Annotated in this window: 17 protein-coding genes, 2 tRNA genes and 1 other RNA gene; 14 read left to right on the top strand and 6 right to left on the bottom strand. The window is 68.6% G+C overall.

Annotated elements, in window-relative coordinates; translation table 11 throughout:
* Positions 1-55: 55 nt before the first annotated feature.
* The 3 genes from H1Q64_RS07885 to H1Q64_RS07875 all read left to right on the top strand — a co-directional run bounded on the left by H1Q64_RS07885 (position 56) and on the right by H1Q64_RS07875 (position 964).
* A tRNA-Pro gene (locus H1Q64_RS07885) sits at positions 56-132 on the top strand.
* 220 nt (positions 133-352) lie between these two features.
* Positions 353-429, top strand: a tRNA-Pro gene (locus H1Q64_RS07880).
* Between the two features lie 121 nt (positions 430-550).
* Positions 551-964 (top strand): hypothetical protein, encoded by a 414-nt coding sequence (locus tag H1Q64_RS07875; RefSeq protein ID WP_014241197.1) that lies wholly within the window; start codon positions 551-553, stop codon positions 962-964.
* A 4-nt stretch (positions 965-968) separates the two neighbouring features.
* Here the strand turns inward: H1Q64_RS07875 and H1Q64_RS07870 are convergent, their stop codons facing one another.
* Positions 969-1,391 carry a carboxymuconolactone decarboxylase family protein gene (locus H1Q64_RS07870; protein WP_237903076.1) on the bottom strand — a complete coding sequence of 141 codons (423 nt, stop codon included), beginning with the start codon at positions 1,389-1,391 and terminating at the stop codon, positions 969-971.
* A gap of 270 nt (positions 1,392-1,661) precedes the next feature.
* Between H1Q64_RS07870 and H1Q64_RS07865 the strand changes: the two genes are divergently transcribed.
* On the top strand, positions 1,662-3,752 hold the full coding sequence (locus H1Q64_RS07865; protein ID WP_237903075.1) for a hybrid sensor histidine kinase/response regulator: 2,091 nt from the start codon (positions 1,662-1,664) through the stop codon (positions 3,750-3,752).
* A gap of 27 nt (positions 3,753-3,779) precedes the next feature.
* Here the strand turns inward: H1Q64_RS07865 and H1Q64_RS07860 are convergent, their stop codons facing one another.
* On the bottom strand, positions 3,780-3,968 hold the full coding sequence (locus H1Q64_RS07860; RefSeq protein ID WP_014241200.1) for a hypothetical protein: 189 nt from the start codon (positions 3,966-3,968) through the stop codon (positions 3,780-3,782).
* Between the two features lie 162 nt (positions 3,969-4,130).
* On the bottom strand, positions 4,131-4,361 hold the full coding sequence (locus H1Q64_RS07855; RefSeq protein ID WP_014241201.1) for a hypothetical protein: 231 nt from the start codon (positions 4,359-4,361) through the stop codon (positions 4,131-4,133).
* Positions 4,362-4,724: 363 nt separating this feature from the next.
* On the opposite strand from H1Q64_RS07855, the gene H1Q64_RS07850 reads away from it, so the two are divergent.
* Entirely contained in the window at positions 4,725-5,606 is an 882-nt protein-coding gene (locus tag H1Q64_RS07850) for an NAD(P)-dependent oxidoreductase (RefSeq protein WP_237903074.1), read from the top strand.
* Positions 5,607-5,648: 42 nt separating this feature from the next.
* On the opposite strand, the gene H1Q64_RS07845 is transcribed toward H1Q64_RS07850, so the two are convergent.
* The 3 genes from H1Q64_RS07845 to H1Q64_RS07835 all read right to left on the bottom strand — a co-directional run bounded on the left by H1Q64_RS07845 (position 5,649) and on the right by H1Q64_RS07835 (position 11,614).
* Positions 5,649-7,052 carry an FAD-binding oxidoreductase gene (locus tag H1Q64_RS07845; protein WP_237903073.1) on the bottom strand — a complete coding sequence of 468 codons (1,404 nt, stop codon included), beginning with the start codon at positions 7,050-7,052 and terminating at the stop codon, positions 5,649-5,651.
* 272 nt (positions 7,053-7,324) lie between these two features.
* Positions 7,325-10,933 carry a hydantoinase B/oxoprolinase family protein gene (locus H1Q64_RS07840; RefSeq protein WP_237903072.1) on the bottom strand — a complete coding sequence of 1,203 codons (3,609 nt, stop codon included), beginning with the start codon at positions 10,931-10,933 and terminating at the stop codon, positions 7,325-7,327.
* A gap of 126 nt (positions 10,934-11,059) precedes the next feature.
* Complete coding sequence (locus H1Q64_RS07835; RefSeq protein WP_237903071.1) at positions 11,060-11,614, bottom strand: GNAT family N-acetyltransferase; 555 nt, start codon at positions 11,612-11,614, stop codon at positions 11,060-11,062.
* A 321-nt stretch (positions 11,615-11,935) separates the two neighbouring features.
* Here H1Q64_RS07835 and H1Q64_RS07830 point away from each other — a divergent pair, with 321 nt between their 5' ends.
* The 9 genes from H1Q64_RS07830 (at position 11,936) to H1Q64_RS07790 (ending at position 21,294) form a co-directional block, all read left to right on the top strand.
* Positions 11,936-12,673, top strand: coding sequence for a TerB family tellurite resistance protein (locus H1Q64_RS07830; protein ID WP_237903070.1), 738 nt, complete (start codon positions 11,936-11,938; stop codon positions 12,671-12,673).
* A 119-nt stretch (positions 12,674-12,792) separates the two neighbouring features.
* A complete protein-coding gene (locus H1Q64_RS07825; protein ID WP_237903069.1) occupies positions 12,793-14,619 on the top strand; it encodes an ATP-binding cassette domain-containing protein in 1,827 nt (608 codons plus the stop codon).
* On the top strand, positions 14,616-15,494 hold the full coding sequence (locus H1Q64_RS07820) for a DMT family transporter (protein ID WP_237903068.1): 879 nt from the start codon (positions 14,616-14,618) through the stop codon (positions 15,492-15,494). Before H1Q64_RS07825 ends, H1Q64_RS07820 begins: the two co-directional genes overlap by 4 nt.
* Before the next feature lie 7 nt (positions 15,495-15,501).
* The gene (locus tag H1Q64_RS07815) at positions 15,502-16,212 is read left to right on the top strand and encodes an N-acetylmuramoyl-L-alanine amidase (RefSeq protein WP_237903067.1); all 711 of its coding nucleotides are present in this window, start codon (positions 15,502-15,504) and stop codon (positions 16,210-16,212) included.
* A 75-nt stretch (positions 16,213-16,287) separates the two neighbouring features.
* An RNA gene (rnpB, locus tag H1Q64_RS07810) (RNase P RNA component class A) lies at positions 16,288-16,705 on the top strand.
* A 554-nt stretch (positions 16,706-17,259) separates the two neighbouring features.
* Positions 17,260-17,757 (top strand): division/cell wall cluster transcriptional repressor MraZ, encoded by a 498-nt coding sequence (locus tag H1Q64_RS07805; RefSeq protein ID WP_038526524.1) that lies wholly within the window; start codon positions 17,260-17,262, stop codon positions 17,755-17,757.
* A complete protein-coding gene (rsmH, locus tag H1Q64_RS07800) occupies positions 17,754-18,767 on the top strand; it encodes a 16S rRNA (cytosine(1402)-N(4))-methyltransferase RsmH (protein ID WP_237903066.1) in 1,014 nt (337 codons plus the stop codon). Before H1Q64_RS07805 ends, rsmH begins: the two co-directional genes overlap by 4 nt.
* Positions 18,764-19,492 carry a cell division protein FtsL gene (gene ftsL, locus H1Q64_RS07795; RefSeq protein WP_237903065.1) on the top strand — a complete coding sequence of 243 codons (729 nt, stop codon included), beginning with the start codon at positions 18,764-18,766 and terminating at the stop codon, positions 19,490-19,492. The genes rsmH and ftsL overlap by 4 nt, the downstream gene beginning before the upstream one ends.
* A complete protein-coding gene (locus tag H1Q64_RS07790; protein WP_237903064.1) occupies positions 19,489-21,294 on the top strand; it encodes a peptidoglycan D,D-transpeptidase FtsI family protein in 1,806 nt (601 codons plus the stop codon). The genes ftsL and H1Q64_RS07790 overlap by 4 nt, the downstream gene beginning before the upstream one ends.
* Positions 21,295-21,301: the final 7 nt, after the last annotated feature.

Genomic DNA, 21,301 nt, shown 5'->3' with positions numbered 1-21,301 from the left:
CGAGCGGCTATATACGCGGCCCACGGTGACGCCGGCCACGGCGCTACCGACGGACCGGAGAGTAGCTCAGCCTGGTAGAGCACTGCTTTCGGGAGGCAGGGGCCGGAGGTTCGAATCCTCTCTCTCCGACCAGCACGAAAAGGGCCGATGCGGCAACGCATCGGCCCTTTCGCTTTTTGCCCTTTCGCTTTTCCGGCCCGGCCAACCAGCCGTTGCGGCGGCCTCCGCACCGGCTTTCGCGACCCGGCAAAAAAACATTCCGCAAATGCCGCTTATTCCCATTGCAGCCCGCGGGCAATGGGTCTATACACCCGCTCCACGGCGACGCTGGCAACGGCGGCACCGACTGGACCGGAGAGTAGCTCAGCCTGGTAGAGCACTGCTTTCGGGAGGCAGGGGCCGGAGGTTCGAATCCTCTCTCTCCGACCAACACGAAAAGGGCCGATGCGGCAACGCATCGGCCCTTTCGCGTTTCCGCTCCGCCGCCGCGGCACAGGCCGCGCTCCCGCCTGTTGTCCCTGGTAAGCGACACAAGACGGGGAGCGGACCCATGGAACAGGCGATCGGACAGGAACCTCAGGCGGCGGGCGGCCCGGTGGGGACGGAGATCGACCCCAAGGCCGTGGTGGTGTCCCGCGCGGTGCGCGACCTGCTCCAGCCCCACGGCTTCCGTCCCCGCGACATCGGCAGCGGCGTGGGCGGCGGCATGGCCTGGAACCGGCGCGGCGGCGATGACACCCACGAGATGATCACCTGCAACGGGCGGTTGTCCGGCGACCCCGACCGGGCGGAATGGACCGCCGGGCGCTACGGCAACCGCGGCGGCTTCGTGGAGGTCACCGGCCTGACGCTGCGCGGCGCGCTGGACGCCGTGGCGGTCCTGCCCCGGCCGGTGCGGGTGGACGGCTCGCTGGCCGAGGGCATCTACCCGTCGCTGGAGGACGCCCTCGACGACATCGCGTGACGGGCTACTTCAGCGCCTCGTCGATCTCCACCTGATAGCCCTTGGCGAGGCGGTTGGTCTCGTTGGCCATGCCGACGACGGCCATCAGCTCGCCGAACTGGGCGTCGGTCATGCCGGCGCGGCGCGCCGCCGCCTCGTGCGAGCGAATGCAATAGTCGCAGCCGTTGGTCACGCTGACCGCGACGAAGATCATCTCCTTGACCAGCGGGTCCAGCGCGCCGGGGGCCATCACCTCCCTCAGGCTCTCCCAGGTGCGCTTCAACGTGGGCGGGTGATGGGCGGCCATCTTCCAGAAATTGTTGACGTCCGGCACGTTGCGGGCCGCCTTGATGTCGTCGTAGACGGCGCGCACCTCGGGTGCGGCGTCGGCGTGCTCGATGGGCTTCAGGGGCATGATGGTGCTCTCCGCGGCAAGTTGAACGGTCATGAGGACGTCCGGTGCTGCGGCATTGTCTCCGGTTCCGCCCTGCGGAGCCATGGGGAGGGCCATATCCCCATGGCGTCCTCCGCTGAAAGTCATAGGGCCGCCGGAAAGTTCAGGTTGCCCCGGCTGGCACGGACCGGCATAGCTTCTGGGCCACGGTGGCCCTCGCATGGCACCCCGCACCATCGCCACCCGTGATCGCGTTCCCCGCCTCCAACACCGCAGCCCATGCCTCTTCGTTACCTCTCCGCCCTGGCGACCGAATCAGCGAGAATGGTGCGCCTTCTGCGCATCCTGTTGGTGGCCTCCGTCCTGGTCCCCGCCCTGCTGTTCACCGCCATCGCCTGGCGCGACTTTCAAGAGGAGGAAGCGCAGGCGGAGCGCAACATCCGCAAGACCGTGCTGATTCTGCACGAGCACATGCAGAAGGTCTTCGATACGGTCGAGCAGGTCCTGGACCGGCTGGACGAGCGGACCACCGGCATGAGTTGGGACGAAATCGGCCGGTCCGACGACCTGCACGGCTATCTGAGGACGCTGGTCGAGGAACTTCCACAGATCGGCGTCGTCGGGCTGGTCGATCCCAACGGCACGCTGCGCAACGACAACCGCCTGTTCCCCGCCCCGTTGATCAACGTCGGCGACCGGGAGTATTTCCGCACCCAGGCGGCCGGCGACGCCGGCATCCTCGTCAGCGAGGCGATCACCGGGCGCGGGTCGGGCAAGCGGCAGTTCAACGTCACGCGCCGCCGCGCCGCCGCGGGCGGCCCGGAAGGGCCGTTCAACGGCGTGCTGCTGACCGCGGTGCTGACCGATTATCTGGCCGATTTCTATCAACTCGTCGTCGCCGGTCCGAAGGAGTCGATTTCCCTCGTCCGCGGCGACGGCTCGGTTCTGGTCCGCTTCCCCTCGATGGGCGACCGGCAGGCCCGTCATGCCTCGGACAGCTTCCTGCTCGGCGCCATGGCGGCCGGGAAGACCGAAGGCGTGTTCCGCACGCGGGGCCGCATGGACGGCATGCCGAGGCTCAACGGCTTCATGCAGGTCGCGCCCTACCCGATCTACGTGACCTATGGCATCCCGATCGCCGATATCCGGGCCGGATGGGCGCACAACGTCCTGACATACGCCGCCTTCACCGTGCCGGCGATGCTGGCTCTGGTCGGCATCACCCTGTTGGCGCTGCGCCGCGCGCGGAGCGAGATGCGGGCCGTCCGCCGCTGGACCGATGAGGCCCGCGCCCGCGAGTCCCTGGAGAACGCGCTGCGCCAGTCGCAGAAGCTGGAGGCGTTGGGCCAGTTGACCGGGGGTGTTGCCCACGACTTCAACAACCTGCTGACCGCCGCCCTGGCCAATCTGCATCTGATGGAACGGCATCTGCCGGCGGAGGGGGCGCGCTATCTGGACGGCACCCGCACCGCGCTGGAGCGCGCCCGGACGCTGACCGGGCAGTTGCTGGCCTTCTCGCGCCAGGAGGCGGTGGACCCCAAGGTGGTCGATCTGGGGGATGCCCTCCGCGCCATGGCCGATCTTCTGGAACGCTCCATCCGCGCCGACATCGCGCTGGACTGGGCGCTTCCCAGCGCCTCGCTGCGGGTGGAGGTGGACCCGGTCCAACTGGAGCTGGCGGTGCTGAACCTCGTGGTGAACGCCCGCGACGCGATGCCGGAGGGCGGGCGCATCCGCATCGCCGTCCGGCAGGAGGAAACGCCCGACGGCCCGCTGGCCGTTCTGGAGATCACCGACACCGGCGGCGGCATGCCCCCGGAGGTCGCCGCCCGCGCCTTCGAGCCCTTCTTCACCACCAAGCCGCACGGCAAGGGGACGGGTCTGGGCCTGTCGATGGTCTACGGCTTCGCCCGCCAGTCGGGCGGCAACGCGACCATTTCCAGCGCGCCGCGCCGCGGCACGGTCGTCCGCGTGACCCTGCCGGTGTCCGGCGGGGCGCCGGAGCCGGAAGCGGTGCCGGACGCGGCGGAGGCGGCGCCAAACGGCCCGGTCCGCCTGCTGGTGGTCGAGGACAACGCGCTGGTCCTGATGGCCACCGTGGAGGGGTTGACCCGGGAGGGCTTCGAGGTGGAGACCGCCGACCACGGCGCCGCCGCGCTGGAGATCCTGGAGCGGGACACGGCCTTCGACGTGATCGTGACCGACGTGGTGATGCCCTACGGCGTGTCGGGAATCGATCTGGCGCGGCGGGTCCAGGAGCGCTGGCCCGGCATCCGGGTCCTGCTGATTTCCGGCTACAGCCCGGAATCGCTGACCGGCCTGAAGGCCGACGCCTCCGTCCTGCCCAAGCCCTTCACCCCGGACCAGCTCGCCGCCCGTGTCCGCGCCCTTCTGCGCACCGCGAAGACCGCCTGACCGGGGCCGTGCGACCGGAAGGACGGGTCAGAGCAGGACGCTGATGAACATCGGCGCCCACAGCACCGCCGACCAGATCAGCCCCAGGAAGATGCCGTGGGTGAGGTCGGTGAAGGTCGGTTCCGACAGGCAGTGCATGCGCCAGAACGCTTCGCGGTCGTTCATGCCCTGACGCTGCCCCTGACGCTGCGGGGTGTGGTTCTGAGCGTCCTTCATGACCGTTTCCTTGCTGGGGCCAAATGGAAGGAACCAGCGAAGGGCGCCGCGGTTCCGCACCGCGACGGGAACAATGGTGGGACAGGATGGGGCATGCCGAAAAGGGAAAGGCCTCCCTGTCCTTTCGGACGGGAGGCCTTCCGGTCGGATGGGATGAGCCGCTTACTTGGTGCGGATCATCGGGGTGAGCTGGTCGCCCCAGTTGCCCGTCGCGTTGTGATAGCGGGCCGTGCGCATCAGCTCGACCGTCACGCCGGCTTCCACGGCCTTGACGACGGCGTCGTTCAGGCGGTGCAGGCTGTTGGCGAGGACGCGGATGGCGCTTTCCTGCTCGTCCGTGAGGTTCGAACGCTCGTCCGGCGGCGCATCCTGGAAACCCGACTGATTCGTCATGCGGCTATCCTTCCCTTGTTCTCCGGCCCGGGTCTTGCGGCCCCGGCTCTGCCCTGGTTCACCGGCGCCGTTGCGCCGGCATGGCCGGGTGCTGCGCTGCAAACCCGGCATTTACGTCTTAACACATCACGCGCCGGTAGCAAGGGCGCGGCAAGACAACCTCGTTCGAAAGAGTCATGCCTCCCGCGGCAGAGTGCCGCTGCCCAGGGATGCCGGACGGGGGAACGACCCCGCGGCACTGCAATCGCGCTGCGTTCGACGGACGGCATTTGATCGGGGCGCGCTCCCGGCCTAGCTTTGCCGTCCAAGGGCAGACGCCGACAAAAACGATCCGCAGCCGATACAACGAAGAAAGACAGGACCATGGCCGACACCGCGACCGATTCCCGCTCCGTCGCCTTTCTGGGGCTTGGCACGATGGGCTTTCCCATGGCCGGCCATCTGGCCGTCCGGGGCGGCCACCGGGTGACCGTCTTCAACCGCACCGCCGCCAAGGCCGACGCCTGGACCGCCCGCTTCGGCGGCGCTAGCACCGCCACCCCGGCCGAGGCCGCCCGCGACGCCGAGGTGGTCTTCCTCTGCGTCGGCGGTGACGACGACGTGCGGGCGGTGGCCGGCGAGGCGATGGGCGCCATGAAGCCCGGCACCATCGTCGCCGACCATTCCACCGTCTCCGCCACCGTCGCGCGCGAGATGGCCGAACTGGCCCGCGCGCGCGGCCTGTTCTTCCTCGACGCGCCGGTGTCCGGCGGGCAGGCCGGAGCGGAGAACGGGGTGCTGACGGTGATGGTGGGCGGCGACGGCGACGCTTTCACCCGTGCCCAGCCGCTGATGGCCTGCTACGGCCGCTCCGTCACCCACATGGGGCCGGCGGGCGCCGGTCAGCTGACCAAGATGGTCAACCAGATCTGCATCGCCGGCCTGCTCCAGGGGCTGGCCGAGGGCATGGCCTTCGCGCAGAAGGCCGGGCTGGACGGCCACAAGGTCGTGGACGTGATCGGAAAGGGGGCGGCCCAGTCCTGGCAGATGGACAACCGCGCCAAGACGATGCTGGACGGCAAATTCGACTTCGGTTTCGCCGTGGACTGGATGCGCAAGGATCTGGGCATCGTGCTGGGCGAGGCCCGCAACAACGGCGCCAGCCTGCCCGTCACCGCCCTGGTCGACCAGTTCTACGCCGAGGTTCAGGCGATGGGCGGCAACCGGCTGGACACCTCCAGCCTGATGACGCGCATGACGCGCTGACCGGAGAGGGGATGGGGAGCGCCGCGGCGCTCCCCTTTTGCCTCAGATGCGGACGACCTTGCCGGGGTTCATCCGGTTCTCCGGATCGAAGGCACGCTTCAGCTCGCCCATCACGGCAAAGGCGTCGCCGGCCTCCTTCTCCAGGAACTCCATCTTGCCGTAGCCGATGCCGTGCTCGCCCGTGCAGGTGCCGCCCATGGCCAGCGCCCGGTCCACCATCCGGTCGTTCAGGCGCTTGGCCTCGGCCAGTTCCTCCGGCTTGTCGGGGTCGATGACGTAGACGAGGTGGAAGTTGCCGTCGCCGACATGGCCGACCAGCGGGGCCAGCATCGAGGATTCGGCGATGTCCTTCTTCGTCTCCAGGATGCAGTCGGCCAGCCGCGAGATCGGCACGCAGACGTCGGTCGGCCAGCCCTTGGAGCCGGGGCGCAGCGCCAGCGCCGCATAATAGCCGTCGTGGCGGGCCTGCCAGAGCTTGGAGCGGTCCTCCGGACGGGTCGCCCAGGTGAATTCGCTGCCGCCATACTCCGCGGCGATGGCCGAGACCATCTCCGCCTGCTCCTTCACCCCGGCGGCGGTGCCGTGGAACTCGAAGAACAGGGTCGGTGCGACCTTGTAGTCCAGCTTGGAATACTTGTTCACCGCGTCCATCTGGACCTCGTCCAACAGCTCGATGCGGGCGACGGGGATGCCGGACTGGATGGTCTGGATCACCGTGTCCACGGCGCCGCGGATGTCGTTGAACGGGCACACCGCCGACGAGATCGCCTCCGGGATGCCGTAGAGGCGCAGCGTCACCTCGGTGATGATGCCGAGCGTGCCTTCCGCCCCGACGAACAGGCGGGTCAGGTCATAGCCGGCGGCTGACTTGCGGGCCCGCCCGCCGGTCTTGATGATCCGGCCGTCGGCCAGCACCACGGTCAGCCCCAGCACATTCTCGCGCATGGTGCCGTAGCGCACGGCGTTGGTGCCGCTGGCGCGGGTGGAGGCCATGCCGCCCAGCGAGGCGTCGGCGCCGGGGTCGATGGGGAAGAACAGGCCGGTGTCGCGCAGATGCTCGTTGAGCTGCTTGCGGGTCACGCCGGCCTGGACGGTGACGTCGAGGTCCTCCGGGCTGACGCGCAGGACCTCCTTCATGTTCGACACGTCGATGCAGATGCCGCCGGCCAGCGCGGCAACGCCGCCCTCCAGCGAGGTGCCGGTGCCGAAGGGAATGATCGGGAGATCATGCTTCGCGCAGAGTTTGACGATGGCGCTGACCTCCTCGGTGGAGGTGGCGAAGGCGACGCCGTCGGGCGGGAAGTTGGGGTGGTAGGACTCGTCCTTGCCGTGATGCTCGCGCACCGCCGCGGCGGTGGTGAAGCGGTCCCCAAGCAGGGCCTTGAACTCGGCCTTCATCTCGTCGGTGAAGGCGACGCGAGGCTGGGCGGCAGGTACGGCGGTCATGGACGAATCTCCCCGGGGGTCCTTTTGGCACGAAGCCGTGCGGTGGTAGGACCGGAGAAGCTAAGCCCCGCCGCCCGCGCAGACAAGCGACTCGCGCGCATGGGTGGGGGGCTTGCCTTGTATCGCCCTCGCCCCTCTGGGGAGAGGGAGGGGACCCGCGCCGCAGGCGTGGGGGAGGATGAGGGGGTTGAGCTTTTGCCGGATGTCCGACACGCGCACCCCCCTCACCCTAACCCTCTCCCCGGAGGGGAGAGGGGAGAGGGGATTGCTCCTCACGCCTCCTCGTAGCCGCCACCGCCCGGGGTCTCGACGACCAGCACGTCGCCCTCCCCCATGGCGGTCTTGTCCTGGGGGCCAAGTTCCTCCACCGAGCCGTCGGTGCGCTGGACCCAGGTGCGCCCGATCTGGCCGGGGGCGCCGCCCTTCAGGCCGAAGGGCGGAACCCGGCGGTGGTTGGACAGGATGGCGGCGGTCATCGGCTCCAGGAACTTCAGGCGCCGCACCACCCCGTCGCCGCCGCGCCAGCGCCCCGCCCCGCCCGATTCGCGGCGGATGCGGAAGCTGTCCAGCAGCACGGGGAAGCGCCACTCCAGCACCTCCGGGTCGGTCAGGCGCGAGTTGGTCATGTGGGTGTGCACCGCGTCCGTCCCGTCGAATCCGGGGCCGGCGCCGGAGCCGCCGCAGACCGTCTCGTAATACTGGTAGCGCTCGTTGCCGAAGGTCGTGTTGTTCATCGTCCCCTGGGCCGACGCCATCACGCCGAGCGCGCCATACAGCGCGTCGGTGACGCACTGGCTGGTCTCCACATTGCCGGCCACCACCGCGGCGGGGTAGCTGGGGGACAGCATGGTGCCCGGCGGGATGACGATCTCGATCGGCTTCAGGCAGCCCTCGTTCATCGGGATCTCGTCGTCCACCAGCGTGCGGAAGACGTAGAGCACCGCCGCCCGGCACACCGCCGTCGGGGCGTTGAAGTTGCTGGTGAGCTGCGGGCTGGTGCCGGTGAAGTCCACCCGCGCCGACCGCTCGTCCTTGTCGATGGTGATGCGGACTTTGATGACCGCGCCGTTGTCCAGCTCCTGCACAAACTCGCCGTCGGTCAGGACGTCGATGACGCGGCGGACCTGCTCCTCGGCGTTGTCCTGGACCAGCTTCATGTAGGCGTTGACCGTCTCCAGCCCGAACTGGGCGACGATGCGGCGCAGCTCCCGCGCGCCCTGCTCGTTGGCGGCGATCTGGGCCTTCAGGTCGCCCAGGTTCTGCGCCACGTTGCGCGCCGGCTGCGGTCCGGCGGTGAAGAGGGCGACGACCTCCTCCTCCATGAAACGGCCGCGCTCGACCAGTTGGATGTTGTCGAGAAGGACGCCCTCCTGGTCGATGGTCGTGCTGTCCGGCGGCATCGAGCCGGGGGTGATCCCGCCGACATCGGCGTGGTGCCCGCGCGAGGCGACGTAGAACAGAACGCGCTCGCCAGCCTCGTCGAAGACCGGGGTGATGACGGTGATGTCGGGCAGATGCGTGCCCCCGTGATAGGGGTCGTTCAGCATGTAGACGTCGCCGGGATTCATCGCCCCGTGGCGCCGCTCGACGATGGCGCGCACGCTCTCGCCCATCGAGCCGAGATGCACCGGCATGTGCGGGGCGTTGGCGATCAGGCCGCCGTCCGCATCGAACAGGGCGCAGGAGAAGTCCAGACGCTCCTTGATGTTCACGGAATAGGCGGTCTTCTCCAGCGTGAAGCCCATCTGCTCGGCGATGGACATGAACAGGTTGTTGAAGACCTCCAGCATCACCGGGTCGGCCTTGGTGCCGATGGCGAGGCGCTGCGGCAACTCCTCGAAGCGGGTCAGCACGAGGTGGTTCTTGCGCGTCACCTCGGCGATCCAGCCGGGCTCGACCACCGTGGTGGCGATCTTCTCCTTGATGACGGCCGGACCGGTCACACGGTTGCCGGGCTGGAGCTGGTCGCGGTCGTAGACCGGCGCCTCGCGGTCGGCGCCGCCGGTGTGCAGGGTGACGGTGGCGAGGCGGCGCGGCAGGGCGCCGGTGACGCTCGGCAGATCCTCGTCGTCGGCGCTCTCGGTGCGGCCCACCGCCTCCACCGACACGGCCTCGACCACCAGGGCCTTGCCCTCCATCATGAAGCCATAGCGCTGGCGGTGCGCCGCCTCGAAGGCAGCGGCCATGGCGTCGAGCGGCCCGAAATCGACGACCAGCGGGCTGTCGGAGCCCTCCACCTTGATGTGCGCCTTGCGCAGGACGGCCAGCCGGTCCTCCGGCACGCCCTGGCGGGCCAGCTCCATCCGCCCCTCAGCCTCCAGCGCGGCGAGCGTGGCGGTCAGCTCGTCCACCAGGGCATCGTCGAGGCGGGCCTCCACCGCGCGCTCGCGGATCGCCACCGTGTCGGCGAGGCCGATGCCGTAGGCGGACAACACGCCGGCGTGCGGGTGCAGGAAGACCTTGCGCATGCCCAGCGCGTCGGCGACCAGACAGACATGCTGCCCCGCCGCCCCGCCGAAGCCGTTCAGCGTGTATTGGGTGACGTCGTAGCCGCGCTGGACCGAGATCTTCTTGATGGCGTTCGCCATGTTGTCCACGGCGATCTTCAGGAAGCCCTCGGCCACCTGATGCGGGGTCATCTCGGTGCCCAGCGCCTCATTCACCTCCTCGGCCAGATCGGCGAACTTCTCGCGCACGATGGCGGCGTCGAGCGGCTGATCGGCGTCCGGCCCGAAGACGTGGGGGAAGAAGTCGGGATGCAGCTTGCCGACCATCACGTTGCAGTCGGTCACGGTCAGCGGCCCGCCGCGGCGGTAGCAGGCCGGGCCGGGGTTGGCCCCGGCGCTCTCCGGCCCGACGCGGAAGCGCGCCCCGTCGAAGAAGCAGACCGAGCCGCCGCCCGCCGCCACGGTGTGGATGTGCATCATCGGGGCGCGCATCCGCACCCCGGCCACCACCGTGTCGAAGGCGCGCTCATACTCCCCGGCGTAGTGCGACACGTCGGTGGAGGTGCCGCCCATGTCGAAGCCGATGACCCGGTCGAAGCCGGCCATGCGCGCGGTGCGCACCGCCCCGACGATGCCGCCCGCCGGGCCGGAGAGGATGGCGTCCTTGCCCTGGAACCAGCGCGCGTCGGTGAGCCCGCCGTTCGACTGCATGAACATCAGCCGCACGCCGGAGAGGTCCCCGGCCACCTGCTCGACATAGCGGCGCAGGATCGGCGACAGATAGGCGTCGACCACCGTGGTGTCGCCGCGCCCGACGATTTTCATCAACGGGCTGACCTGATGGCTGACCGACACCTGGGTGAAGCCGATGGAGCGGGCCAGCGCCGCCACCTGCTTCTCATGGTCAGGGAAGCGGTAACCGTGCATCAGCACCACCGCGGCGGCGCGGAAGCCGTCCTGGTAGGCCTGCTCCAGCTGGACCCGCACGGCACGCAGGTCCACGGCCTTCAGCACCGTGCCGTCGGCCTTGATCCGCTCCGGCACCTCGGCCACCCGCTCGTAGAGCAGTTCGGGCAGGACGATGTGGCGGGCGAAGATCTTCGGGCGGGCCTGATAGCCGATGCGGAGCTGGTCGCCCAGCCCCTCGGTGATGAGCAGCAGCGTACGCTCGCCTTTGCGCTCCAGAAGCGCGTTGGTGGCGACGGTGGTGCCCATCTTCACCGCCTCGACCGCCTCCGCCGGGATCGGCTGGCCGGAGGCGAGGCCCAGCAGGTCGCGGATGCCCTGGATGGCGGCGTCGCGGTAGCGTTCCGGATTCTCCGACAGCAGCTTGTGCGTGACCACCGACCCGTCCGGGCGTTTGGCCACGATGTCGGTGAAGGTGCCGCCGCGGTCGATCCAGAACTGCCACCGGCCCTGCGCTTGGGACGCCATACCCAACTCCCTGATGTCTTGTCTCGACGCCTGATGTCTCGACGGGGGAGTGTGACGATACGCCGCCGCGGGTCAAGACGGGGTGCACGAAAGGGTGGGATGCGCGCCTCTTCCCCGCCCGTCCGGTCAGGCCGCCTTGAGCAACGCGGGCAACCCGTCCAGCACGGCGTTCACGGCCCCCGCCCCGTCCTCGAACGCCTCCAGCACCAGCGAGACCTGGGAGGGCCGCGGCAGGTCGAAGGTGATGGCGAACTCCCCGCCGTCGCGCTCCATCGTTCCGCCGAAGCGGCGCGACAGGGCGCGCATGCGGGTGTTGTCGGACAGGCACATCAGGTGGACCTGCCTGATGCCCCGGTTGGCGGCGATGGACAGCGAGCGGCGAACCAGGGTGGAGCCGGCACCCCGCCCCTGGAACCCCTTCTCGACGCTGATCGCCAGCTCCGCAGCACCCGGCCACAACAGCCGGTCGAAGCACAGCTCCACCGCGCCGCGCAGCTCGCCGCGGTCGAACAGGCCGAGCAGCGTGGTCCGCGTCCAGTCGAGCGACTCGCAATGTTTGACGATGACCTCGTCGGAAACGGTGCCGGTGAAGCGGGCGTAGCGGTCCGCCTTGTCCAGCCGCAGCAGATGCGCGCGGTACTTACCGCGCTCGGTGGGGAGAAGCTTGCGGATGGCGGACATGGGAGGGCTCGTGGCGCTGGTGATTTGGGACATCGCACCGCTTCGCGTCGTCCGCTTCCCCATCGGCGGCCTGGACCGGCCGCCCTCCTTTGTTGCGGCGCAACATGGAGAAGACGGGAACCAAGGGCAAGGCCCCTGGCGACGACGGCACGACTCTGTTGCAGTGCAGCAACACCCCGCCTCGCCGGAAAATCCCATACCTCCAACGGATGAAAAGGGCGCGGCGCACGAAGATTTTGGGAAACAACGAAAAAGTATGGGCCGGTTGGCGCGGTGCCGGACTGCCGGTATGCTGCTCCAGCGGTCGAAAGGCGGATAAAAATGAGCATCTGGGGCAGCGTCCTGGGCGGGGCGGCCGGTTTCACCATCGGCGGGCCGATCGGGGGCCTGATCGGTCTGGCCGCCGGCTACGCGGTGGGGCGCGGCATCCGCGGCCTGTGCGGCCCGGCGGATGGGACCAAGTCCATCGCCTTCACCATCGGTGTGATCGCCCTGTCGGCGAAGATGGCCCGCGCCGACGGCGTGGTGAAGCGGGTTGAGGTGGATACCTTCAAGCGCCTGTTCCGCGTCCCGCCGGAGGAGCTGGACACGGTGGGCCACGTCTTCGACCTGGCCCGCAAGGACACCCACGGCTTCGAGGAATACGCCCAGCAGATCGCCGGCCTGTTCGAGGACCGCCGCGCCGTGCTGGAGGAGCTGCTCGACAGCCTGCTGGCCATCGCCGAGGCCGACGATGAACTGCACGAGACGGAAGTCGAGTATCTGCGCACCGTCGCCCACATCTTCGGCTTCACCGACGAGGAATTCGAGCGCATCGTCGCCGGCCACCACATCGCCGGCACGCCGAACGAGACCGACCCCTACGGCGTGCTCGGCGTCTCCCGCCGGGCCAGCGACGAGGCGATCAAGGCCGCCCACCGGCGCCTGGTGCGCGAGCATCACCCGGACGTGCTGATCGCCCAGGGCATGCCGCAGGAGTTCGTGGATCTGGCGACGCAGAAGGTCGCCGCCATCAACGCCGCCTTCGACCGGATCGAGAAGGAGCGCGCGCGCGGCTAGAGCCAGGCGTCGCGCCTTCCTTCCCGGCCGACGCATCCCCGCCCCGGCGCAATCGGGTGTCGCGAGCCTGCGGACCGCACGCTATATAAGCACACCTCCGCACACCGTATCGTTGGGTCATGGCTCCTCCCGCTCCGATCACCGCGCTCCAGGGCGTGTCCGTCACCTTTGGTGGCCGTCCGCTGTTCGAAACCATCGACCTGTCCATCGGGCGGGGCGACAAGGCCTGTCTGGTCGGGCGGAACGGGTCCGGCAAATCGACGCTGATGAAGGTGCTGGCCGGCATGATCCAGCCGGACGGCGGCACCGTCTTCACCCAGCCCGGCGCCCGCATCGCCTATCTGCCGCAGGAGCCCGACTTCACCGGCTGCGCCACCGTCCACGACTACGTCGCCGCCGGCCTGCCCGCCGACGAGCGGGACGAGGCGCACCGGGTGGACGCCGTGCTGGACCGGCTCCAGGTGCCCGGCCATCTCGACCCCAACACGCTGTCGGGCGGCGAGGCGCGGCGCACGGCGCTGGCCCGCACGCTGGTCGGCGCCCCCGACGTGATGCTGCTCGACGAACCGACCAACCACCTCGACCTCCCCACGATCGAGTGGCTGGAGGAGGAGCTGCTGGCCTACCGCGGCGGGCTGCTGCTGATCTCGCACGACCGCAGCTTCCTGAACCGGCTGGCCAAGCGCACGCTGTGGCTGGACCGCGGCACGGTGCGCGCCACCGACCGCGGCTTCGCCGAGTTCGAGACCTGGCAGGCCGAGGTCTTCGAATCGGAGGAGATCGCCGCCCAGAAGCTCGACCGCAAGATCGAAGGCGAGATGAAGTGGCTGCGCGAGGGCATCTCGGCCCGGCGCACCCGCAACATGGGCCGCGTGCGCGCCCTGCTCCAGCTCCGCACCGACCGCGCCGAGCGCATCAAGGGCGGCCAGCAGGCCAAGCTCGCCGTCGCCGAGGCCGATCGCGGCGGCCGGCTGGTCATCGAGGCCGAGCACATCTCGAAGGGCTTCGACACGGCGGACGGCCGCAAGACCATCGTCAACGATTTCTCCACCCGCATCCTGCGGGGCGACCGGGTGGGGCTGATCGGACCGAACGGTGCCGGCAAGACCACGCTGCTGAAGATGCTGACCGGCCAGATGGAGCCCGACAGCGGGACAATCCGGCTGGGCACAAACATGGAAACCGCCTATTTCGACCAGCGGCGCGACGGGCTGGACCCCGAGGACACCATCCGCAAGGTGCTGTGCCCCTTCGGCGGCGACAGCGTGATGGTCAACGGCCAGCCGCGCCACGTCGCCGGCTACATGCGCGACTTCCTGTTCGACACGCGCCAGCTCGACAGCCCGGTCAAGGCGCTGTCCGGCGGCGAGCGCAACCGGCTGCTGCTCGCCCGCCTGTTCGCGCGGCCCAGCAACATGATGATCCTCGACGAGCCGACCAACGACCTCGACATGGACACGCTGGACCTGCTGGAGGACGTGCTCGGCGACTATCAGGGCACGCTGCTGCTGGTCAGCCACGACCGCGACTTCCTCGACCGGCTGGTCACCAGCACCATCGCGGTGGAGGGGGACGGCGTGATCGCCGAATATCCCGGCGGCTACTCCGACTATCTGGTGCAGCGCCCGCCGCCCAAGGAGAAGGCCGCCGCCCCGACCAAGGCGAAGCCCGCCGCCGCCCCGGCGGCGGCCAAGCCGAAGGGCAAGCTCAGCTACAAGGACCAGCGGGAGCTGGACGACCTGCCCGCCCGCATGGACAAGCTGACCGCCGAGGTGGCGAAGCTCGAATCGGCGCTGGCCGACCCCGACCTGTTCGCCCGCGACGCCGCCAAGTTCCAGAAGACGTCCGATCAGTTGCAGGCGAAACAAAACGAGCTGGCCGCCGCCGAGGAGCGCTGGCTGGAGCTGGAGGCCCTGCGCGAGGAGCTGGAAGGCGGCCGCGGATGAGTCTGCGCGACTCGCTGCTGGCGCTCCTGGTCATGGCGACCTGGGGCCTGAACTTCGTCGTCGCCAAATGGGGTCTGGCAGAATTCCCGCCGCTGTTCATCATGGCGCTGCGCTTCATCGCGGTGGCGGCGCTGATCCTGCCCTTCAAGCGGATTCCCTGGAGCGCGATGCGGCCCATCGCGATCCTGTCGGTGACGCTGGGGACCGTGCATTTCCCGCTGATGTTCACCGGGCTGAACGGCATCGATGCGGCCACCGCCTCGCTGGCCGCGCAGGCGCAGGTGCCCTTCTCCTCCCTGCTGGCCGCGCTGGTCTTCAAGGACAAGCTGGGCTGGCGCCGCGCCGCCGGGATGGCCGCCGCCTTCGCCGGCGTCATGGTCATCGCGGGCGAGCCGCGACTGTCCGGATCGTTGCTGTCGCTGTTCATGATCCTCGGCGCCAGCTTCGCCTTCGCCGTCGCAAGCATCCAGATGAAGCTGATCGTCGGGGTGGACGGCTTCGCGCTGAACGGCTGGATGGCGCTGTTCGCGGCCCCGCAGTTGCTTTTGCTCTCCCTCCTGTTCGAGGAAGGACAGATGGCCGCGCTCACCGACGCCACCCTGTGGGGCTGGGGCGCCATCGCCTACATGGCGGTGGGCGTGACCATCGGGGCCTATGGGATGTGGTACCCGCTGCTGCGCAAATACTCGGTCAACCAGACCATGCCCTTCCTGCTGACCGTGCCGGTCTTCGGCGTTCTGGCGGGCGTTCTGCTGATGGACGATCCCTTCACGCTCCGTCTGGTCCTGGGCGGGCTGTTGACCGTGGGCGGCATGGCCGTCATCGTGAAGCGGCGCCCCACGGCGCTGGCGGAGAAGGTGACGAATCCGACCTGAGGACACCATGACGCTTACGGGCCTCGGATGCATCGACCGCCCCTCCCCCAACCACGGGCCGCGGCCCGAGGGGGTGGGGGTGGAGTTGCTGATTCTCCATTACACGGGGATGCCCACCGCCGAGTCGGCGCTGAGCCGGCTGTGCGATCCCGCCGCCCAGGTCAGCGCCCACTACACGGTGGAAGAGGACGGCACCGTTTACGCCCATGTGCCGGAGGACCGGCGCGCCTGGCACGCCGGCCTGTCCTCCTGGCGGGGGCGGGCCGACGTCAACAGCCGATCCATCGGAATCGAGATCGTCAATCCGGGGCACGAGTTCGGCTACCGCCCCTTCCCCGCCGTCCAGATGGCCGCGGTGGCCGATCTCTGCCTGGACATCATGGGCCGTCATGGAATCGCGCCCGCCGATGTGCTCGGCCACAGCGACATCGCCCCGGCCCGCAAGGAGGACCCCGGCGAGTTGTTCGACTGGCCGGGGCTGGCGGCGCGCGGAATCGGGCTGTGGCCCCAGCCCACCGCGGCGGACGACTCGCCGATCAACTTGGCGGATTCCGCGGAGGATGTGGCGGCGCTTCTGGGACGCTATGGGTACGACACCGCCGAATCGCGGGTCCTGATGTCCTTCCAGCGCCATTTCCACCCCGAACGCCTGACCGGGGAGCCCGACCCGGAGACGCTGCGCCGCCTGCGCGCGCTGCTGCGGATGACCGGGCGCTGAGAATCCGAATCGCCCCCGAACACCGTTGCGAATCGAAGTTGCGAATCGAACGCCGACCCTATACACAGTGCCGCGCCAGATGGCCGGATGGCCGCCTTCGACCTTTTGGATCGGGGGAGGAAAGTCCGGGCTCCACGGAAACACGGTGCCGGCTAACGGCCGGCGGGGGCGACCCTAGGGAAAGTGCCACAGAGAGCAAACCGCCACCGGCCTCGTGCCGGCGGTAAGGGTGAAAGGGTGCGGTAAGAGCGCACCGCGCGCCTGGCAACAGGGGCGGCACGGTAAACCCCACCGGGAGCAAGACCGAATAGGGGCGGCACGGCCCGCCATCTCCCCTGATCCTTGATCGGTTGGGATGGTCTGGGGCCAAGCGCGTTTCCGCGCCGCCGCCCGGGTTGGTTGCGTGAGGCGCCGGGCAACCGGCGTCCCAGATGAATGGCCATCCATCAGGGTAACCTGAGGACAAAACCCGGCTTACAGGCCATCTGGCGTTTATCCCCACCACCTCCGGAACACCGGACCACCCCTTTTCCGCAGCGCGGGACTGGGATGGCGCCCCCTTGTCCACAGATGTCCCCAGCTTCATCCACAGGCGGTGGATAACTGTGGGGCAAATTCCCATGCCGTCCCATGCCACGCCTCGGTAGGTTACCCCAGCAGGCTATACCATTCGTAGGGTGCGATTCGCCTTTATGGAAAGCCACATGATGGGAACCATTCGCGGGACTCACGGAACATCCTGCGAACTCTGTGAGGCAATGCCGCGTAATCGCTCATTAGCGCGCTGATACGTTGCCGATTCTCGCCGATTCGGCTCACCTATTTGCACGCTGGCAACACATCGGCCCAAAAGTCTTGACAGCACCATATGAATACTGGAGGGGGCGTTGACGCCCAAACTGTCCCATGCTATCCCATGAAAGCCCAGTTCGGAGGGGGAACTACCCAACCAAGGTAGCCAAACCGGGCGCGTTCAGCGGCAAGAGCGGATAGGGCTTCGCGGCGGCGAGGACCGGCAACGGGATAAGGGGGGCGTTCGTCAGGCCGATGGCCATTTTCCTGTCCACATACGTCAACAAAGTTGACAGGAAAGGCCGCTGCTCCATCCCGGCGCAGTTCCGGCAGTCGCTTGCCAAGACGTCGGCTCCCGGCACTGTCTATCTCTGGCCTTCGCTGAATCATCAGGCGCTGGAAGGCGCCGATCAGGATTATCTCGACGTGCTCTCCGAAAGCCTGGAATCCCCCGATCTGGATTCGGACGAGCGCGACATGATCGAGACCTTCATCTTCGGCAAGCTGATCCCCGTCTCGCTGGACACCGAAGGCCGAATCGTCCTGCCCAAGGAACTCGCCGAATTCGCTGGAATCGACGAGGAAGCCGCCTTCATCGGCCGCCGCAAGACCTTCCAGATCTGGGAGCCCGGCGCCCTGAAGGCCCATGAACAGACGCTGCGCGACCAGGTCGTGCGCAAGGACATTTCGCTGAGCCAGATCGTCGCCAAGGCGTCCCGCGCCGCCGCCGGCCGGGGAGGGGAGGGCGCATGATCGTGAAGCCCCCCGGCCCCGCTCCCACCTCCGCCGCCGTCCCGGCCTCTCCCCACATCTCCGTCCTGCTGAACGAGGTCGTGGACGCGCTCTCCCCGCGCGACGGCGGCGTCTATGTGGACGGCACCTTCGGCGCTGGCGGCTATGCCCGCGCGATTCTCGACCGCGCCGACTGCCGCGTCTGGGGAATCGACCGCGATCCCGAAGCCATCGAACGCGGCCGTAAGCTCGCCCTCGCCTATCCGGGCCGGCTGGCGATCGTCGAAGGCCGATTCGGCGACATGGACCGGCTGCTCGCCGAGCACGGCGTCGAAGCGGTGGACGGCGTGGCGCTGGACATCGGCGTCTCCTCGCCGCAGATCGACGAGCCGGAGCGCGGCTTCTCCTTCCGATTCGACGGCCCGCTCGACATGCGGATGGGACGCGATGGGCCGACCGCCGCCGATGTGGTGAATACCGCCACCGAAGCCGAGCTGGCCGACATCGTCTTCCATTACGGCGAGGAGCGCATGGCCCGCCGCGTGGCCCGCGCCATCGTCGCCGCGCGTCTGGACACCCCGTTCGCGCGCACCAAGCAGCTGGCCGACGTGGTACGGTCGGTGGTGCCGAAGGGGAAGGGCGACGCCATCGATCCGGCGACCCGCACCTTCCAGGCGCTGCGCATCCATGTGAACGACGAGTTGGGCGAGCTGCGCCGCGGCCTCGCCGCAGCCGAATCGCTGCTGAAGCCCGGCGGCCGTCTCGCTGTCGTCTCCTTCCATTCGCTGGAGGACCGGGAAGTGAAGACGTTCCTGAAGGAACGCTCCTCGCCCCCGCCCTCCCCCTCCCGACACGCGCCGAGCCTTGCGGCGGACGCGCGTTCCCCATCCTTCCGGCTCCTGTCGCGCAAGCCCATCGTGCCGACGGACCAGGAAGCCCACAGCAACCCACGCGCGCGCTCTGCCCGGCTGCGCGCGGCTGAACGCACGGCGGCGCCGGCCTATCCGGCGCCCGGCAAGGAGGCGGCATGAAATACAAATCCGCACTTTTCTGGGGTGGCCTGATCGCCGCCGCCGGCTTCGTCCTGTTCGAGACCAGCTACGAGGTTCAGGAGCTGGAGGAAAAGCTGGGCTCGCTCAACCGCAAGATCATGGTGGAGCAGGAGGCCATTCAGGTCCTGAAGGCCGAATGGAGTTTCCTCAACGACCCGACCCGTCTCGAGACCCTGTCGCGCGAGCATCTGGCGCTGCAGCCGACCGAGGCGCGCCAGTTCGTGGCGATGAACATCGTCCCGATGCGCCCCTCCCCCACCGTCGCGCCGGAAGAGGCTCCGCTGCCGCCGATGGTCCGCAACCAGACGCCGGGCAAGGCGCCGAACGTGGCAACGGCCTCCACCGGGGACAGCGTCGTGGGCGGCGGCGCCATCGTTCAGGGCGGCATTCAGGGCGGCGTGATCATTCCGGCCTCGGCCTCGCCGATCAAGCCGGCCCCGATCAAGCCCTCGGCCATCGTGCCCGCCTCGGCCAAAGTGCCGCCCCTGCCCTCCGCCGCCAAATCGGCCCCGGCGCCCGTGGTGACGACCAAGCCGACGGAGGTCGCCACCAAGCCGCCGGTCACCTCCCGGACGCTGGCGCCGCCGCCCGTGGCCCGTCCGCAGCCGCAGCAGGCCGGCTTCCAGGCCGCCCCGCCGCCGGCCGCGCCGGCCCAGCATGACAGCATCGGTCTTCTCGTCGCCCGTCTCGGAGCCAACCGATGAACGTTCCGCCGCCCGGCGTCGATCCCGCGCACGGCGCCTACAGCGTTCCGCCCCCGGCCTCCAAGCCGCGGACGTCGCTGTCGGTCGCGCTGGAGCAGAGCCGGAACCGGTTGATGGTGACCGCGGCCATGGTCGCCGTGGTCTTCTCCGCCATCGGCGTGAAGCTGGTGGACGCGACCCTGTTCAACCACGCGGCGGAACCGCGCCCGCGCATGGCCGCGGAGGTCGACGCCCCGCCGGTCAACCGCGCCGACATCGTGGACCGCAACGGCAACCTGCTGGCGACTTCGCTCGCCACGCAGTCGCTCTACGCCGACCCGAAGCTGGTGAGCCGCCCGGACGAAGTGGCGCGCAAGTTGACCACCGCCCTGCCGGAGCTGGACTACAAGGATCTGCTGACCAAGCTCAGCGGCGACAAGCGGTTCGTCTGGATCAAGCGCAACCTGACGCCCAAGCAGCAGGCGGCGGTGTTCCGGCTCGGCCTGCCCGGCGTCTATTTCGAACGGGAGGAGCGCCGCTTCTACCCGGCCTCCAACCTGACCTCGCATCTGGTCGGCTTCACCGGCGTGGACAACAACGGCCTCGCCGGGCTGGAGCAGCAGTTCAACAAGCGGCTGACCACCGACCCGAAGCCGCTGCAACTATCGATCGATCTGCGCCTTCAGCACATTATGAAGAAGGAATTGCAGACAACGATTGAAGAATTCAGCGCCATCGGCGCCGCCGGCATTATTTACGATGTCCGCAACGGCGAAGTCATGTCGATGGTTTCGCTACCCGACTTCGACCCGCACAACCCGACGGGACTTGACCCGGACACGCTGTTCAACCGCGCGACGCTCGGCGTGTACGAAATGGGCTCCACCTTCAAGATCTTCAACACGGCGATGTCTCTGGATTCGGGCAAGATCCGCGTGTCCGACACCTTCGACACCATCAACAACATCAAGGTCGGCCGCTTCACGATCCGCGAATTCCACGCGTTCAAACACAACCTGACCGTGGCGGAGGTATTCCAGGAATCGTCGAACCTCGGATCGGTGCGCATGGCGCTGACGCTCGGCGTGCAACACCAGAAGTCCTTCATGACCAAGCTGGGCATGACCCGCCCGACCTCGTTGGAACTGCCGGAGAACGGCTGGCCGCTGGTGCCGAATCCCTGGCGGGAGGTCAACACCATGACCATCTCCTTCGGCCACGGCATGTCGGTCAGCCCGATGCACACGGTCAACGCCGCGGCCTCGATCATCAACGGCGGCGTGCTGCACCCGCCGACCCTGCTGAAGCGCGACCCTGAGGTCGAGGTGCCGGGCGAGCAGGTCATCAGCCCGAAGACCTCGGCGATGATGCGTCGCCTCTTCCGCTTCGTGGTCACCGACGGCACGGCGAAGTCGGCCAACGCCAAGGGTTACGTCGTTGGCGGCAAGACCGGCACGGCGGACAAGCAGAAGGGCCGGAGCTATGCCCGGAACTCCCGCATGTCGTCGTTCCTCGGCGCCTTCCCGATGCACGACCCCCGCTACATCGTCTATGTCCTGATCGACGAGCCAAAGGGCACCAAGAAGACCTACGGCTTCGCCACCGGCGGCTGGGTCGCCGCTCCCGCGGTCGGCCGGATCGTGAAGCAGATCGGCCCGCTGCTGGGCGTCCAGCCGGTGGACGAGGCTTCCCCAGAGGTCATCAACGCCACCTACATCAACACCGCCGGTCAGACGACCCCTCCCGCACCGCCGCCTCCGCCCGCGCAACCGAAAGGCAGCACCGTTGCTTCTGTCCCACCTGCTGGCAACAAGCCGCGCTGACGCGACG

The organism is Azospirillum brasilense, from assembly GCF_022023855.1.
Classification (GTDB): Bacteria; Pseudomonadota; Alphaproteobacteria; order Azospirillales; family Azospirillaceae; genus Azospirillum; species Azospirillum brasilense_F.
Note: the sequence above shows the minus strand (reverse complement) of the source record. Positions and strands in the feature narration are given on the sequence as shown.

Excerpts from the sequence above, each read along its gene's own strand:
- ftsL (WP_237903065.1), top strand. The coding sequence starts at position 18,764 with ATGAAATACAAATCCGCACTTTTCTGGGGTGGCCTGATCGCCGCCGCC.
- H1Q64_RS07875 (WP_014241197.1), top strand. The coding sequence starts at position 551 with ATGGAACAGGCGATCGGACAGGAACCTCAGGCGGCGGGCGGCCCGGTG.
- rsmH (WP_237903066.1), top strand. The coding sequence starts at position 17,754 with ATGATCGTGAAGCCCCCCGGCCCCGCTCCCACCTCCGCCGCCGTCCCG.
- H1Q64_RS07835 (WP_237903071.1), bottom strand. The coding sequence starts at position 11,614 with ATGTCCGCCATCCGCAAGCTTCTCCCCACCGAGCGCGGTAAGTACCGC.
- H1Q64_RS07830 (WP_237903070.1), top strand. The coding sequence starts at position 11,936 with ATGAGCATCTGGGGCAGCGTCCTGGGCGGGGCGGCCGGTTTCACCATC.
- H1Q64_RS07790 (WP_237903064.1), top strand. The coding sequence starts at position 19,489 with ATGAACGTTCCGCCGCCCGGCGTCGATCCCGCGCACGGCGCCTACAGC.
- H1Q64_RS07820 (WP_237903068.1), top strand. The coding sequence starts at position 14,616 with ATGAGTCTGCGCGACTCGCTGCTGGCGCTCCTGGTCATGGCGACCTGG.
- H1Q64_RS07850 (WP_237903074.1), top strand. The coding sequence starts at position 4,725 with ATGGCCGACACCGCGACCGATTCCCGCTCCGTCGCCTTTCTGGGGCTT.
- H1Q64_RS07840 (WP_237903072.1), bottom strand. The coding sequence starts at position 10,933 with ATGGCGTCCCAAGCGCAGGGCCGGTGGCAGTTCTGGATCGACCGCGGC.
- H1Q64_RS07860 (WP_014241200.1), bottom strand. The coding sequence starts at position 3,968 with ATGAAGGACGCTCAGAACCACACCCCGCAGCGTCAGGGGCAGCGTCAG.
- H1Q64_RS07870 (WP_237903076.1), bottom strand. The coding sequence starts at position 1,391 with ATGACCGTTCAACTTGCCGCGGAGAGCACCATCATGCCCCTGAAGCCC.
- H1Q64_RS07865 (WP_237903075.1), top strand. The coding sequence starts at position 1,662 with ATGGTGCGCCTTCTGCGCATCCTGTTGGTGGCCTCCGTCCTGGTCCCC.
- H1Q64_RS07855 (WP_014241201.1), bottom strand. The coding sequence starts at position 4,361 with ATGACGAATCAGTCGGGTTTCCAGGATGCGCCGCCGGACGAGCGTTCG.
- H1Q64_RS07805 (WP_038526524.1), top strand. The coding sequence starts at position 17,260 with ATGGCCATTTTCCTGTCCACATACGTCAACAAAGTTGACAGGAAAGGC.
- H1Q64_RS07825 (WP_237903069.1), top strand. The coding sequence starts at position 12,793 with ATGGCTCCTCCCGCTCCGATCACCGCGCTCCAGGGCGTGTCCGTCACC.
- H1Q64_RS07815 (WP_237903067.1), top strand. The coding sequence starts at position 15,502 with ATGACGCTTACGGGCCTCGGATGCATCGACCGCCCCTCCCCCAACCAC.
- H1Q64_RS07845 (WP_237903073.1), bottom strand. The coding sequence starts at position 7,052 with ATGACCGCCGTACCTGCCGCCCAGCCTCGCGTCGCCTTCACCGACGAG.